General features: G+C 61.1%; 20 protein-coding genes and 1 pseudogene. 8 read left to right on the forward strand and 13 right to left on the reverse strand.

Annotated features, from left to right (window positions below; all coding sequences use genetic code 11):
• A partial coding sequence (locus ILT44_RS27885; protein WP_204242873.1) for an acetyl-coenzyme A synthetase N-terminal domain-containing protein occupies nucleotides 1-197 on the reverse strand: 197 nt, incomplete at its 3' end.
• Nucleotides 198-412: 215 nt separating this feature from the next.
• Here ILT44_RS27885 and ILT44_RS27890 point away from each other — a divergent pair.
• Nucleotides 413-1,126: pseudogene (locus ILT44_RS27890) on the forward strand (YoaK family protein); the annotation flags it as partial.
• A gap of 133 nt (nucleotides 1,127-1,259) precedes the next feature.
• Nucleotides 1,260-3,035, forward strand: a complete 1,776-nt coding sequence (locus tag ILT44_RS27895; protein ID WP_204242875.1) for an adenylate/guanylate cyclase domain-containing protein — start codon at nucleotides 1,260-1,262, stop codon at nucleotides 3,033-3,035.
• A 106-nt stretch (nucleotides 3,036-3,141) separates the two neighbouring features.
• Here the strand turns inward: ILT44_RS27895 and ILT44_RS27900 are convergent, their stop codons facing one another.
• Together ILT44_RS27900 and ILT44_RS32030 are read right to left on the reverse strand one after the other, a co-directional pair.
• Nucleotides 3,142-3,537 carry a hypothetical protein gene (locus ILT44_RS27900; protein ID WP_204242876.1) on the reverse strand — a complete coding sequence of 132 codons (396 nt, stop codon included), beginning with the start codon at nucleotides 3,535-3,537 and terminating at the stop codon, nucleotides 3,142-3,144.
• Between the two features lie 87 nt (nucleotides 3,538-3,624).
• Complete coding sequence (locus ILT44_RS32030) at nucleotides 3,625-3,930, reverse strand: NnrS family protein (RefSeq protein ID WP_204242877.1); 306 nt, start codon at nucleotides 3,928-3,930, stop codon at nucleotides 3,625-3,627.
• Nucleotides 3,931-4,459: 529 nt separating this feature from the next.
• Here ILT44_RS32030 and ILT44_RS27910 point away from each other — a divergent pair.
• The 3 genes from ILT44_RS27910 (at nucleotide 4,460) to ILT44_RS27920 (ending at nucleotide 7,095) form a co-directional block, all read left to right on the forward strand.
• Nucleotides 4,460-5,062, forward strand: a complete 603-nt coding sequence (locus tag ILT44_RS27910; protein WP_204242878.1) for a winged helix-turn-helix domain-containing protein — start codon at nucleotides 4,460-4,462, stop codon at nucleotides 5,060-5,062.
• Nucleotides 5,005-5,493, forward strand: a complete 489-nt coding sequence (locus ILT44_RS27915) for a transposase (protein WP_307826715.1) — start codon at nucleotides 5,005-5,007, stop codon at nucleotides 5,491-5,493. The genes ILT44_RS27910 and ILT44_RS27915 overlap by 58 nt, the downstream gene beginning before the upstream one ends.
• Before the next feature lie 588 nt (nucleotides 5,494-6,081).
• The gene (locus ILT44_RS27920) at nucleotides 6,082-7,095 is read left to right on the forward strand and encodes an ABC transporter substrate-binding protein (RefSeq protein WP_204242880.1); all 1,014 of its coding nucleotides are present in this window, start codon (nucleotides 6,082-6,084) and stop codon (nucleotides 7,093-7,095) included.
• A gap of 69 nt (nucleotides 7,096-7,164) precedes the next feature.
• On the opposite strand, the gene ILT44_RS27925 is transcribed toward ILT44_RS27920, so the two are convergent.
• The 4 genes from ILT44_RS27925 to ILT44_RS27935 all read right to left on the reverse strand — a co-directional run bounded on the left by ILT44_RS27925 (nucleotide 7,165) and on the right by ILT44_RS27935 (nucleotide 8,664).
• Complete coding sequence (locus ILT44_RS27925) at nucleotides 7,165-7,380, reverse strand: hypothetical protein (RefSeq protein WP_204242881.1); 216 nt, start codon at nucleotides 7,378-7,380, stop codon at nucleotides 7,165-7,167.
• A gap of 164 nt (nucleotides 7,381-7,544) precedes the next feature.
• Complete coding sequence (locus ILT44_RS27930; protein ID WP_204242882.1) at nucleotides 7,545-7,745, reverse strand: hypothetical protein; 201 nt, start codon at nucleotides 7,743-7,745, stop codon at nucleotides 7,545-7,547.
• Nucleotides 7,746-7,754: 9 nt separating this feature from the next.
• A complete protein-coding gene (locus tag ILT44_RS32035) occupies nucleotides 7,755-8,018 on the reverse strand; it encodes a DUF6894 family protein (protein WP_372441267.1) in 264 nt (87 codons plus the stop codon).
• A 268-nt stretch (nucleotides 8,019-8,286) separates the two neighbouring features.
• Nucleotides 8,287-8,664 (reverse strand): hypothetical protein, encoded by a 378-nt coding sequence (locus ILT44_RS27935; protein ID WP_204242883.1) that lies wholly within the window; start codon nucleotides 8,662-8,664, stop codon nucleotides 8,287-8,289.
• A 222-nt stretch (nucleotides 8,665-8,886) separates the two neighbouring features.
• On the opposite strand from ILT44_RS27935, the gene ILT44_RS27940 reads away from it, so the two are divergent.
• Nucleotides 8,887-9,069 carry a hypothetical protein gene (locus tag ILT44_RS27940; RefSeq protein ID WP_204242884.1) on the forward strand — a complete coding sequence of 61 codons (183 nt, stop codon included), beginning with the start codon at nucleotides 8,887-8,889 and terminating at the stop codon, nucleotides 9,067-9,069.
• A 32-nt stretch (nucleotides 9,070-9,101) separates the two neighbouring features.
• Here ILT44_RS27940 and ILT44_RS27945 read toward each other — a convergent pair whose 3' ends face one another.
• Together ILT44_RS27945 and ILT44_RS27950 are read right to left on the reverse strand one after the other, a co-directional pair.
• Nucleotides 9,102-9,380 (reverse strand): hypothetical protein, encoded by a 279-nt coding sequence (locus ILT44_RS27945; protein WP_204242885.1) that lies wholly within the window; start codon nucleotides 9,378-9,380, stop codon nucleotides 9,102-9,104.
• A gap of 116 nt (nucleotides 9,381-9,496) precedes the next feature.
• Nucleotides 9,497-9,952 carry a nuclear transport factor 2 family protein gene (locus ILT44_RS27950; RefSeq protein ID WP_204242886.1) on the reverse strand — a complete coding sequence of 152 codons (456 nt, stop codon included), beginning with the start codon at nucleotides 9,950-9,952 and terminating at the stop codon, nucleotides 9,497-9,499.
• 188 nt (nucleotides 9,953-10,140) lie between these two features.
• Between ILT44_RS27950 and ILT44_RS27955 the strand changes: the two genes are divergently transcribed.
• Together ILT44_RS27955 and ILT44_RS27960 are read left to right on the forward strand one after the other, a co-directional pair.
• A complete protein-coding gene (locus ILT44_RS27955) occupies nucleotides 10,141-10,527 on the forward strand; it encodes a Rap1a/Tai family immunity protein (RefSeq protein WP_204242887.1) in 387 nt (128 codons plus the stop codon).
• Nucleotides 10,528-10,558: 31 nt separating this feature from the next.
• The gene (locus ILT44_RS27960; protein WP_204242888.1) at nucleotides 10,559-11,014 is read left to right on the forward strand and encodes a hypothetical protein; all 456 of its coding nucleotides are present in this window, start codon (nucleotides 10,559-10,561) and stop codon (nucleotides 11,012-11,014) included.
• 170 nt (nucleotides 11,015-11,184) lie between these two features.
• Here the strand turns inward: ILT44_RS27960 and ILT44_RS27965 are convergent, their stop codons facing one another.
• The 4 genes from ILT44_RS27965 to ILT44_RS27980 form a co-directional block, all read right to left on the reverse strand.
• Nucleotides 11,185-11,454: a MarR family transcriptional regulator gene (locus ILT44_RS27965; protein ID WP_204242889.1), complete on the reverse strand. Its 270-nt coding sequence runs from the start codon at nucleotides 11,452-11,454 to the stop codon at nucleotides 11,185-11,187.
• 292 nt (nucleotides 11,455-11,746) lie between these two features.
• Nucleotides 11,747-11,914, reverse strand: coding sequence for a WGR domain-containing protein (locus ILT44_RS27970; protein ID WP_204242890.1), 168 nt, complete (start codon nucleotides 11,912-11,914; stop codon nucleotides 11,747-11,749).
• Nucleotides 11,915-12,032: 118 nt separating this feature from the next.
• Complete coding sequence (locus ILT44_RS27975) at nucleotides 12,033-12,254, reverse strand: hypothetical protein (protein ID WP_204242891.1); 222 nt, start codon at nucleotides 12,252-12,254, stop codon at nucleotides 12,033-12,035.
• A gap of 1,105 nt (nucleotides 12,255-13,359) precedes the next feature.
• Nucleotides 13,360-13,857, reverse strand: a complete 498-nt coding sequence (locus ILT44_RS27980) for a hypothetical protein (protein ID WP_204242892.1) — start codon at nucleotides 13,855-13,857, stop codon at nucleotides 13,360-13,362.
• Between the last annotated feature and the right edge of the window lie 50 nt (nucleotides 13,858-13,907).

A 13,907-nucleotide genomic window follows, 5' to 3' on the forward strand; every position in this document is an offset into this window, starting at 1 on the left:
AAATTGGTGTTCTTGATCCGGGTCGGCTGCTTGAACCAATGGATACGCCTGGCTTCCTCGGCCCAGAAGGCCTCCGGATCCTTGATCGAAGCCTCGTACTTCGCCCGGTAGCCCGCCTCATCCAGATAGGCCCGATGCGTCCACTCGGACGGCACGTCGTAGACGGGTAGCGTCGCAACAGGAGCTGCACTATTCATGCGCTTGCCTTTCCCAGTCGCCCCTCTCCTTTGTCCCTGTGTTGCTTCTTGGCTTCGGGACTTGCGCGCCATCATACTGGGCCGACAATTCGTCGAATTGAGGCAGATCAAGCGAGCCGGTCTCAAAGACTTGTAAGAAAGTATGATGGCCGGAGGATCGCGATGAGGATCGAAAGGGCATGACCGCGCACCGAACGTCTGGGCGGCGAAGCGGCGTGGCCGTCCATTACGTCGGTCTCACCCGTCGGATCGTCTCCGCCGAGCGGACCGGAGCCGCCGACACGCAGCTCGGCCTGGTTCTCACCTTCGTGGCGGGCGCCACCAATGCGGGCGGATTCCTGGCCATCGGGCAGTACACGTCGCACATGTCCGGGATCTTTTCCGCCATGGCCGATCATCTCGCGCTGGGGGCGGTCGGCCTGGTGCTGGTCGGTCTCGGCGCCCTCCTGGCCTTCATGGCGGGCGCCGCCTGCTCGGCCATGCTGATCAATTGGGGCAGGCGGTCGGGCCGCGGCAGTCGGTATGCCCTGCCGCTGCTCCTCGAGGCTGTGCTGCTGCTGGGCTTCGGCCTGTTGGGTACACTGGTTCGCGATGGCCCCGGGCTCGTCCTCGTCGGGGCACCGCTGCTGTGCTTCATCATGGGTCTCCAGAACGCCACCGTGACCAAGATCTCCGGTGCCCGCATTCGGACGACCCACGTGACGGGCATGGTCACCGACCTAGGCATCGAGCTTGGGAAGCTCGTCTACTGGAACCGGGACCGCTCCGATGGCGCGGCTCCCGTCGTCATGGCGGATCGGGCCAAGCTCCGCCTGCTGGCCGGGCTGCTGGGATCGTTCTTCATCGGCGGCGTGATCGGAGCTCTCGGATTCCACTACCTGGGCTACGTGGCCTGCATCCCACTCGCCGTCCTTCTGCTGCTGCTGGCCGGACCCTCGCTGCTCCCGTATCCCGCCCCGACAAGCGTCGGGTAGGGTCGCCATCGTCCGGCCCCGGTGAACCGGGCGGTGGACATGGGCAGACCGTCGGCGCAAGCTGCTCGGGTGGCATGAGAACACGCCCATGGCCGATCCAAGGCCCAGGTCACTGCGGCGGCTCGCGGTTGTCGTGGCCGTCGACGTCGTCGGCTCCTCCCGTCTCATGGAGCAGGACGAGCCAGGAACGCTCGCGGCCATCCGCGCGATCCTCTCGGAGATCATCGAACCCGCCGCGGCGCGGCATCAGGGGCGGCTGGTGAAGACAATGGGCGACGGGGCGCTCCTCGAGTTCGCCAGCCCCGTCGAGGCGGTGCTATGTGCGGTCGAGGCCCAGACCGCGGTCACCGATCTGGACGGGGACCAAACCGCGGACCGGGTGATCCAGCTCCGCATCGGCGTCAACCTAGGCGATATCGTGCTGGATGAGGGCGGCGACATCCTCGGGGACAGCGTGAACGTCGCCGTCCGCTTGGAGGGTGTGGCCGATCCCGGCGGCATCTGCATCTCCGGCAAGGTGTTCGATGAGCTCGAGGGCAAGCTGTCCCTGCCGTTCGAGGACCGGGGCGAGCAGCGCCTCAAGAACATCGCCCGGCCCATCCACGTCTATGCCTTGAAAGCGGGGGACATCTCGCCCCGCGAGCCGAAGGCAGCCCGACCGGGCCAGGACCAGACCGACAAGCCCTCCATCGCCGTCCTGCCGTTCGCCAACCTGAGCGGTGCCCCCGGCCAGGAGTACTTCGCCGACGGGATCACGGACGACATCATCACGGCCCTGACGAAAACCCGCTGGCTGTTCGTCACGTCCCGCAGTTCCTCCTTCGCCTTCAAGGGCAAGGCCGTCAAGACCGAGCAGGTCGCCCGCCAGTTGGGCGTCCGTTACATCCTCAGCGGCAGCGTGCGCCGGAGCGGCTCCCATGTCCGCGTCTCGGCCCAGCTCACCGAGGCGGAGACCGGCAGCTCCATCTGGGCCGAACGCTACGACCGGGATGTCACCGACATCCTCGCGCTCCAGGACCGGATCGCCGACGAGGTCGCGGGAGCCATCGAGCCCGAACTCCTCAGGAACGAGGGCCAACGCGGCGCGGACCGGTCGCAGAGCCTGACCGCCTGGGATCTCGTCCGGCAGGGCATGTGGGAGTTCCACAAGATCCGGCCCGTCTCGCACCACCGCGCCCGCGAGCTGTTCCTGAAGGCGATCGCAGCCGAGCCCAACTCTGCCGATGGGTACATCTGGCTGGCGCGGGTTGAGGCCGGTCTTGCCGCTTATGGCTGGGGAAGCGATCCAGAGGCTGGTCTGCGGAGCGGGATGGAAGCCGGCCTGAGGGCCGTCGAGCTCGATGGGAAGAACCCCTACTCGCACTATGCCGTGGCCGTGACCCATGTCTTCGGCGGCGAGTACGAAACCGCCATTCGAGCCGCTCAGCGCGCCACTAGCCTCAGTCCCAGCTTCGCCCTGGGGCACCTGGTGCTTGGGCCTGCCTATCTGAGTACCGGTCGCCTGCGGGAGGCGATCGCGTCGCTGGAGCATGGGCTGCGGCTTTCCCCCTACGATCCGCAGAACTTCACGTGGCTGTTTCTGTTGTCCGCAGCCTACACCTTCTCCGGGAATCCCGAGGCTGGGCTGGACACAGCACGCCGGGCCCTTTCGGTGCGCCCGCACTGGATACCCGCCCTCAAGATGATTGTCCTGTGCTGCACGCGCCTTGGCGATCGCCAGCAGGCTCGTTCCGCGGCATCACAGGTCCGATCCGCCGCCACGGAAGGCGATCTTGCCCGATTGATCCCGTTCCCCGATCCAGCCTGGATCGATGAGATCGAGCAGGCGGTTCAGAATGCACTCGGGAACGGGCAACCTCGGTGAGCCTTCCCGCCGTGGATCCAGTGCCCCACACCGATGTCATCGGGACCCATCGCCAGACGGCCCCATCCCTGCCGGGTCTCGCCCGCTCGCTACGGTCGACCCAATCTCAGGAGAAGCTGAGATCGACAGGCCGTTCGCCGCGCAGCTCCCGCAGCGTCTCCGCGTTGGGGCAGTACCCGCGGTAGGTCAGGGACGCCTGTCTGCCCTCGAGATCCCGTCGGCAACGGGCGGCGACCGCACATTCCGAGCAGGTCACGCTCATGTCGCGCATCAGCGCGGGCTGCTCATGCCGGATCCTTTCGGGGTCGAGGGAGAGGGTCCGCATCAGCCGCGGCAGCTCCGCGCCTCCCTGCGCGCCCCGCGCCACGAGGCGGACCACCACGTCCTCCGGAACCCCGATGTCGCGGGCCAGTGCCTCCCTTTGGTCCGGTCCGAGGGCATCGAATTCGTGCGTCCGGACCCGGTTCAATCGCCATTGCCTGATCATCGCTGCCAAACCCATGGTCTCCTCCCATGCTGCCAGGCGAGGATGCCCGAGGCGGCAGGTCCGGACGTTGCTCCAGCGCAAGCAAACAACGGTTTTGCTGGCTCAGGCCGCTGCGCGCGGGCCAGTGAACACCTTCCAGTAGGCCAGGGCGAAGCCGAGGAACGCTCCTGCCCACGCACCGCCCGCCACGTGCAGCAGCGCGTCGCTCCAGGCCGGATGGATCGCGGCGCAGACCCGCGCGAGCGCGGCCGCGACGAGCAACAGGTAGAGTCCCTGCATCGAGGCTGTTGCGACAAGCGCCCTGCCCGTATGGCCGAGGCTCGCCCGCGACATCACCGCCAGGGTCATGATGCCCATGGCGCCACCCGTCCAGGCATGGATCCCGGCGTCCGCAGGGCTCTGTTGCATTAACTTCGCGAAGCACAAGCCATAGCGTGTTTGTTGGTGTGGCCACCTACCAGATCCTGTGGCTTGACAGGTTAATGCAACAGAGCCGGCCGGGGGCACCTCAAGTCTTGAGAACACAAGGTTTTTTGAGGCCGCGAATGCCCCTATGTGTACAAGGAGTGTGTCCTTTGGCAATCCATTAATGATCAGTAAGGATACGTGAATTGACTGACTTGAGCGACACATCGAAACTAATCTCGACTGAGAGCATCGGTCATTCCCTTGGAAACTGAGGTCCCACTTACGGGGCCTCTTTTGTTTAGCCAAGGTTGTGCCGCGTTACCGACAAGGTTTGCTCTAGGCTTGAGGCTGCGCTGTGAAGGGGCTTCGCCATGAGACTGTTCAACCTCATGCTTCTTCTGCTCCTAGCCCTTATCCTTCTGGCTCCCGTCCTGAGTTTACTCGCTTACCTGACAACCTTCTGGCCTTATTGATCTTCACGCGCCGGGTGTAACATAGGGCAGTGTCCGTCATCGTGAGGAGGTGCGCGATGGAAGGCAACGTGTGGCGTCCGGCGCATCTGACGCCGGAGCAGATGGAGGAGCGTCGCCTGGTGGCCGCGACGCTGCTGCGCCAGGGACAGCTCTCTCAGGCCGAGATTGCCCGGCATGTGGGGGTCGGTCGCGCCAGCGTCTGCCGCTGGGCCGCCACCCTCGCCCAGGAGGGCCCGCGCGGCCTGGAAGCGCGCCCCATCCCAGGGCCGTCTCCCCGCCTTGATGAGAAAGCCTGGACGCGGCTGGGCCGGCTGCTGGATCGGGGTGCGGTGGCGGCAGGCTTTGCCACCGAACGGTGGACGCTTGAGCGCATTGCCGCTCTCATCGAGCGCGAGTTCGGGGTGCACTATCATCCCCGCTACCTGGAGCGACCGCTCAAGGCGCATGGCTTCAGCGTGCAACGTCCCGCCACCCGAGCACGAGAGCGCGATGAACTGGTGATCGCGGTCTGGCCCAAGCGCGACTGGGTGGCGCTGAAAAAAAGGCGCGCCGGGAGCACCGGACCCTGGTTCTCTGGGACGAGACCGGCCACAGCTTCCGGATCCGGCCGGGCACGACCTGGGCCCGGCGCGGGATCACCCCGGTCCTCCAGCGGGTGAGCAAACGGCGGGAGGTGTCGAGCATCGTGGCGATCACGCCAGACGGGCGGCTCCACGCCCATCATTTCCGCACGTCGATCTCGAGCCGCTGTGTCATCCAGGCCCTGCGCTCTATTCGCCGCCAGATCGGCACGCCGCTGCTGGTGGTCTGGGACCGGCTGAACGCCCACCGCTCACGGGTGACACCGGACTTCATCGCTTCGCATGCGCAGGACTATGCGGTGGCCTACCTGCCGGCGTACGCCCCGGAGTTGAATCCGGAAGAGCAGTGCAATGCCCTGGTCAAGCGCGCCATGGCCAACGCGCTGCCCGGCTCAGTCGACGCCCTGCATCGGCTCGCCCGCCGCGAGTTCGGCCGCCTCAAACGTCACCCCGAGATGATCGTCCGCTTCTTCCGCCATGCAGGCCTCTCCGTTACCGGCATCCCGTGAAGATCATTAAGCCAAAAGCCTCTGACCAAAAGTTACCGTGACATCACCTTCCATACATCCCTTTATGCGAAATTGAGCGACCACTTTCGCGCGTGCATGGGACCGAGCTCGAGCGCCCATGAAAAAGGGCCGCGCCCAGTCTTATGACCGTGTTCGCGACCCTTTGGCCCGTAATTGCCCCTACGGGAGAATCCCGCTTAAAATACCTCCGAAGGATGATCAAGAACATATTATATGATTTGAAGATAATCCCAAGGGACGGAATGGCACATCATCGTTATGGGCATGCCACATTGAAGCCATGCGTTGTCATATTTTGGACACACACCAGAAAAATAGTTCGAATTACCGACCTTTTCTTTTGCCCCTACGGGTCGAACCTTAGAGCGCCCTCTCTTCCGAGGGCGCTTTTCTTTTGGTGGGCTCAGCTTTTCAGGAAAATTAGCCTCTCAGGCTGCCCCATTCCATATAGAGCGTTCTTCGAAACTGGACCCTTCTCCCGCGGTCTCCTGCACCGACATGCCGTTATCTGTATACTGGGGCCTCAGGCTCAACGTTCGTTGAGCTCCAGAACGCGGGAGGGTGCTAATGCGTCTCAGCCTGGTTCTCTGGTGCCGCTGCCGAAAGCGTCGAAGGCAGCGCACTCCAAGCATGACGGTTCTCGCCTGCCTCATCGCGCTCGGCTCTCCCACGGCGGCTGGAGCCCAATCGGCGGCAAACCTACCCAGAATTGGCCTGCTCACATGGGACGCCTGCGAGATGCCCGGCCTGATCGACGGTCTGAGGGATCTGGGCCGCATCCCGGGTGAGAACATCATCATTGAGTGCCGCCCCGCTGGTGGGCGAGATGAAGGCCTCTTCCCAGCCGCAGTCGAACTGGCCCGCATCCCGGTTGATGTGATCGTATCGAACTCACAGCCAGGAGGTCACGCGGCCATGAAGGCCACCAAGACGATCCCGATTGTCACCATCATCAGTGGTAATCCAGTCGCGGCGGGGCTTGCGCAGAGTCTTGCCCGACCCGTCCACAACCTGACCGGTATCTCCTACTATGCGACCGAACTGACAACCAAACGACTGGAACTGCTCAAGGAGATGGTCCCAGGGTTGTCGACCATCGGCGTCCTCGCGAACCCGAAGGTGTCTTACCTGCCCTTCGAAGAGGAGACGAAGCGCGCCGCTACATCTTTAGGTGTTGCTGTTATCATCTTCCAGGTGCGTGAACCGAGTGATCTGGACGAGGCCTTCCACCAGATGAAAGCACACGGGGCGCAGGCCGTGTTTGTGCTACCCGACCTTATGCTCGCCCATGAGGCGAAACACATTGCCGATCTGGCGCTTGCTGAGCGCCTGCCCATGATGGCTTGGGGTGGCTGGTATACGGAGGTCGGCGGTCTCATGGCATACTCAGCCGATTACTCCCGCATGTCCCGCCGCCTCGCCGTTTACGTCGACAGGATTCTCAAAGGGACAAAGCCAGGAGATCTCCCGATTGAGCAGCCTGTTCGCTTTGAGTTGTCCCTCAATCAGCGCACAGCTCGCAGCCTTGGCCTAACGATCCCGCCGATGCTTCTCACCCTTGCTGATAGGATTGTCGAATAGCAATGGGGTAGCTGTCCTGAGGTCCGAAACCGTGGCGTGAAAGCGCCATGGTCGGTTCCATACAACGGCTTATGCGAAATCGGCGAGGCGTTTCGTCAGAACGCGGATTAACTCGTGATGGTTCTCCAGAGCCTCAGCCATCGAGTCACTCGTGACACCTGAGTCTGACAGGAGACGGATCTTCTTGTTCTCATCGGCAATCCGCTGCCGAATGCTTTCCGGGGTGGTGTGCTTGGCCGCCTGCTTGCGCACCCATTTGGATCGTAGGTCGTTCCTTTGGTGCATCAGACCCTCGGGGTAGCTGTCCCACAGGGTCAATCAGCCCCATGGGGTGATCGGAGATCTAACCCGTTCCCCAGAAGGACTGCAAATCAACTTCAGGGGAGGCTCCGTCTCATTCGGTCAAGCGAACTGCGTATCGCCGCTTGTCAAAAAGGGGCTTGTCGGAATTACGTCTCTGATTGAGGCTTCGGCTTTGCGCTGTCGGGGTGAGCCTTGCACTCTTCTGCCTTCGCGAGCGCCTCAAGATGCTCGGCAGTCTCAAGGAGTTGTTCACGTGCCTCGGCGACCCAGATGGTCTGGACGATGGTTCGGATCTCCTGCGCCTGCCGGCGATACTCGGCAGCTTGTTCAAGGCGATCACCGGACACGATTGACCTTTACAGGCCGAGCGTAGGCATCAGCCCGGTCCGTTCGACTCGGATAGATACCGTGACGGTGAGGACCCGCTGCCGATGTTCATCCCTCACCTCGACCCGAACGTCCTCGGGAGGGCTTTGCAGTTTGAGCAGTTGGTCCCGGGCTAACTCACCCGCTGAGCGTAGCGCCTCGATCTCGGCAGCCAGGAGGCTTTCGAGCTCATATGCCTCCGGATCAAGGTTCGAATTGGATCCGAGGATTAGGTCAAAGTAGAAGCGCGGCATCGGTGCCGTGAACTCACAGTGAAACCAACATCCCGCCCACCTGTTGGCACTCGTCTCCTGAGTGGGGGCTCAGAGGGGGCGCCTGCAAGGTGGGCGGGCCTCGGCACCGGTGTTGCACCTACGCGCCGATGGGAGAGTGTTAGCAGGGGAAGCACCCACCCATCTTGCTTTTACCGGCCATAAGCTTGCTCTCCTGAGCCAAAGGCTTTGTTGGCTCAGGCCAGAACTCCTGTGTCGACGCCTATTCCATACTGAACGTTATGCGAAATCACTGGCCTGAAACATCAAGCCACTCGAGGTCGGCCTTGGCAGCCTGAGGCGGCAGGATCGCGCAGCGCGTGGCATAGAAGATGTAGTCGCTGCCCTGTTGGCCCCGACCGCACCAATGGCCTCCCGCCGTCTCGCCGGAGTCGCCCTCGATCGACCGATACTGGATTTTGTCGTTCGGGATCACGAGCCAATGGCCGTACAGGAACATCTGCACGCCGCCTCCCTTAATCCGGTAATGGGCTGGTCGGCAATCTCGGTTGTCACAGCAACTTTTACCCGTCTCGTCCACCAGATGCGAATAGACGTCATGAGCTTGGAGGGGCAGCGGCAGGTTGATGATGAGAGCGACCGAAAGCAGGGTGGTTTTGGAAAGCATGTGTCGCTCCCTACCTTTGGCGGCTTGGACGCTGGGTTGGAGCGCCGAGAAGTCGCGCAAGACAAAACCCAGCAAAGTCAATACTCTGCTCTCGATCTAGAAGTGGGCGTGTTTTAGCGCACACATCGTTAGGCCGGCAGTTCCATACTGCGCCTTATGCGAAATTGCGCCGCGGTTCCTACGCAGGCACGAGGATGGTATGCCCCTTAGATTGGGGGCATCATGAAACGCAAAAATCGCGAGAAAACCGAACTGGAGCGACGGCTGGAGGTCATCGATGCCCGGTTCGTGCAGCACGACCGGATAACACGAGCCGCCATGCTTGCCGGCCTGATCTTCGGGGTGGCGGTTCTCGCCGTGGTGGCCAGTTATCTCGTCTGCCTGTCTTGGATCACAGGACCCTGACCGCGAGCGCTATGGCGGGTATGCCTCCACCATCAGGAACTGCCGTTCCCCTGCTCATCTTTTCCACGCTTGGAGCACCGCCGCATGAGCCGGTTGCGGATCACCGCAAGGGTAGCGGACAAGGCTGCGCCAGCCCCTACGTAGACGACCATCATCCAGAGAATATGCTTGATCTCATTATGGTCGTGAGGCTGGCTCCAGAAGGCATGGACGTAGGCGTTTACGACGCCGAAGAACAAGCCGAGCAGCGCGCCGTAGAACGCGAACTCTTTTAGATCCCAAGGCTCGACCGGGCTGGGCTTGTTGCTCATTAAGCTGGGTTAGAGCACCAGGACAGCCAACAGCAACTTAAACCCGAGTTGATCCCTCGGAAGTTCCATACAGAGCGTTATACGAATTACGCGCCCCGTCCGCTAGACGAGTCAGATCATTGCATTGGCACCGGGATCGGCAGAACACTCGATACCTTCCAGCCATCTGAGGTTTTGACCAAGATCTGGTTCATGAGGAAGCGGGCGGGCTGGGCGGTCTGGCCGGCGGGCGCGATCATGAAAGTGATCGGAACGTAGAGTTGGGCCACCCCCGGCTGAACCTCGAACACCTTGAGTTCGTCTGTTTTGGGATCAAGAGACCATGTGCCCTGGTACAGCGCCTCGAACCGCTTGAGCGCCGCCTCGCGGCCCCAGATCGGCGCTCCCCGCGTGATCCAGAGGAATTGCGGGGCGTCGAGCAGCGTGTCGCTCACAGCCTTCAGGTCATGGGCATTCTGGGCAGCGACGAACTTGCTGAACTGCGCTTTGACCTCGTCCTCGGTTCCGGCCTGAACGGAACCAGCGGAAATCATCAGAACCATCGCGAGTGCGGTGCGTGAGCCTGTCGGCATGGGATTTCCCTCCGTTGCCAGCTCCCCAGCCCACTTTAACACCCGATTGAGAACCTCACACAGACCTTGATCAGATGGGTTCCATACAAAACGATTATGCGAAATTCGCGCGGCCGGTTTCGCGCGAGGCGCGGCCTTCCCTTTTGGCCCTAGGTGCAGCTAAGATTCCCCGATAACTGGGGGCTTCAATGAAACTTGAAACGATGGTTGCGGCACTCGCCATACTGGTGAGCCCGTCAGCATTTGCTCAATCAGAATTTGCTCAATCCGCGGCCCGAAAGAGCGCAAATTTTCTGTTAAGTGCCTGCACAGGGTACATGGATTGTCATCAGCGTATTAAGGACGTCAACGACGCCATACTTCAGGGTGAATGTGGAGGTATTGTAAAGACTTTGATCTTTTTTAGTGAAAGGCTCCCACCAAAAGTACGCTTCTGTATGCCGCGCGAGGTGACGAATGGCCAAGCCGTTCGGGTTGTTGTTGCCTTCATGAACGCGAACCCCTCAAGGTTACATGAGGATTTCAAAATGATAGCTGGCGAGGGCTTACAAAACGCTTGGCCTTGCGCCTATTAATCTCAGTGTCAGAGATCCCGATACCCCCGACATGATCCCTGAAAGTGCTGGCTTAACGCCGTTCGGAATATACGTGCTTGCGATGGACTTTGAGGAGGCGGCCCTGAAGCTAATGGCAGGTGGCGGCCGCCCATCGTCGGCCTTGGGGCCCTCCAGGCTGCTCCTTTATCATGCTTGTGAGCTTTACCTGAAAGCATACCTGCGCCTGCAGAAGTGGGACGTTGATCAGTTGCGGGCGCTCAACCACGATCTGGACCGGATGCTCAATGCGGCCACTTCAGCCGGCTTGAAGGTAGCGCCTCAGACCGAGGCCCAGATACGCAAAGCCACAGCTAAAAACGACTATGTGCGCGTTCGATATGTTTTGACGTCGTGGCCTTCGGATGGGCGGAAAGAGATTTCTCCTCAGAGCCTTGCCCGATTGACGGCGGACATCCGGGAGAGCGTGCGCCCAGCATGCGACCCGCACGGCTCTTGCACCATATAGGAGCTGTGCCGGCACCGGTATGGCGGACGGCCTCTCCGCCATCCTCCTGAGGGCAACCGGGCCGGTTCCGGCTCCGTCCCCACCACGTTCCCCACCCGCGCGAGCTGCGTCGGTTCACGCCCACGGCTGAGCGGCGTTTCAGAACGGCCCTAATGCGAAATTGCGCTGCCTCATCCGCGCGTGGGAGTACGCCCAGTCAGAACCTTGTAGAAGGCCTCACCCTCTGGCGTCAGACGTAGAAGCTTGTTCCAGCGATCCATCGGATCCTCGTATCGAAACAGGAAACCCTTACCGGCCTTCTCGTATACCTTGGACTCAGTCCAGAAGCTGACATTGCGACTAGCGGCGTTGGAGAGGCGGAGCTCCTGCTCGATCTCCTTCTGACCGCAGATGCCGCGCCTGGCGACATACAGGAAGGCCAGCACTGACGGCAGTGACATGGTCGGCTCAAGATCCCGAAACTTCTCAAGAGCTCTGATCAGAAGATGTGGGTCCAACTCAAAACCTCTGCGCTTTCGTCAATGTTTCGATGCAGAAAGGTTTGACGATGCGCAACCGGAATTCAGCCGATCCTCACACAAAGAAACGCCCCAGCCGGAGGAGGTTCGCATACCTCCGGCCAGGGCGTCTGTGACGGAAGGGGGCTCTGCCACGTCGTCAAGGCTATGCCCTTTCAGCAGATCCGCAACTGAGCAAGATCACCTCCCTACCCATTTGGGTAGGATTAGCGCCTCACAGATCACGGTACCCGCGCCGCCGCTTCAGGGCGGCCAGCGCCTCGAGCGCAGACCCTGCCTCGATCTTGCTGGCGAACACCTCGACCAGTTCCTGCCCGTTCGTCCCAATCCGGCCCCAGTTGCGCACCAGGCGCACGGTCCCGAACAGATCCCGCTCGATCATCAGGCTGTAGAAGCGCCGGATGCCCTGCTCCAGTCCGGTGGAGTGGGAGGTGGTGCTCGATACAGATCCCAGCCTTCACATAAGAGATGGTGTCGCTTGGAACGAATGCTGTGCCGGATCAGCGAGGCGCGGCAGCTTGAGGACTCGCCTCCCCGCCCTTCATCTCAAACTCGATATCGAGACTGGGGGTTACTGCGACGTTGATCTTGAACCCTTTCAGACGAACATACGGATTGTTCTCGAGAGTAGTCGCGAGCCGGCTCACCTGATCCATCAGTTCAGCGACACGGGCGCCAGCATAGTCAGATAGAAATCCGGTCTTTACAGCTCCTTCAGGCACGTAAAGCGTCCTTCCGCTGCTTGCCCCTTGTAAGGGGGTCACTTGAACAAATCCCCTCTCGACACCCTCCACCCGAACAGAAGTTCCAGGGGCAATGGTCGCCCCAATCCCGGCTGTCGGGCTTGGCCCCGTCAGGGCTGTGATCGGTGTTGAGGCTGTGAGTTCTGCACCGGTCGTGATCGCCGGAGCCTGTTGGTCAGGAGCTACGACAGCGGGTGCAGCCGCCGTTGCATTCACTGGCGATGTCCCAGGCTGTGTCGGGGCTATTGCGCTCTGTGTACCTTGCAGAATGCGGCCGATGTCCCTGAACGTTTGCTGCCGATCAGGACCTCCTGGCGAAGCCGGCCCAGCGGCTTGGGAAAGGACAGTAGTGGATGTCGTGACAAAGGCGATTGCGGCCGCAAGCACTCGCATGAACTCTCCCGGGATGATGAGCACTACTTCTCTGCTGGGAGATTAAACCCTTGCTGGTCGATCTCAGATGGTCAAGAGGGCGACGAGCTTCGCCTCTTGACCAGTCTCAGTCACACAGGGGCAATCGGACCTTTGAGGTCTCAGAGATGGGGACCGGCTAGAGCCGTCGTTCATCAATTCTGCCCTGAAGAAGTTTTCCGAGCGCTCCAGTCCGCCTCAGATCCGATGATCAGGTGTTACCGGTGGCAGCTCAGGTCTCGGCTCGACGGTCCTGTGCCTTCCACAGAACGGTGTTGAGCAGGATCCGAGCCGCACCTGGCAAGCGGCTTGCCGCAGCACTAGGACAAGGAACTCGTCGACGAAAATTACAATCTTGCCAGCAGCTTGGAAGTTGCTGACCCTTTTGGTGGGTGGGTCGACGACATTGCAGGATCTTGATGCAGAAGAAAGCAAGCGAGCTCTCCTGCCCTCCGGATGTCCGCTTCAAGCCTCTAACCTGACCAGGGCCTTAGGTCTCGGATGTGCCAGGAGCTGACATTTAGAATTCACCCCATAGCTCTTGGGCAGCGTTCGACGATGGAATTCTGCAGAATACGAATCATGGGGTCCGTCTGGGCATGGCTTATAGAGCCTCGAAGGGAAGGCGTTGTGAGGCTCGGCATTGTCCGCTACCCGGCTGCAGCCCCTTCCCTCAACAATGCGGCAACACCTCAAGCATTGCTCTTGCTTCCTGCAGGTCAGGTGTCTCCAGGCCTTCAGTGAACCAATCGTAGATCGGCTTTAAGACGCGGAAAGCCTCAATAAGCTGGCCCTGCTTTTCGTCGTATCGGGCAAGGCTCAAAGCAGCGCGCAACTCAAGCAGCTTTGCGTCTTGCGAGCGGGCGACCTCAAGCGCCTCACGAAAACAGCTATTGGCCTCCTCGTAGTCTGAGTGGAGCATAGCAAGCTCACCCTTCAGGCGCAGCAGCTCCGAAAGGTAAAGGCGTTGATCATGCCTTGAGACGACAAGGAGTCCGTCCTCGACGGCCGTAAGGGCGCCTGCAGAGTCTCCTGCGAGAATATACACCTCGGCGAGCAGAGCTAAGTTCCAGGGGAGATATAGGCCGTGTTGCCGGTCGATGAAGGATGTCAATGCGGCTGAAATCTCTTGAATAGCGTCATGTGTAGTAGTCGGCATTTGATCTGACATTCAGCGTCAGAGAGTGATCGGGTTGAGCCTGTCCGGCAGGATCAGGCTGC

The organism is Microvirga arvi, assembly GCF_016892765.1.
Taxonomy (GTDB): domain Bacteria; phylum Pseudomonadota; class Alphaproteobacteria; order Rhizobiales; family Beijerinckiaceae; genus Microvirga; species Microvirga arvi.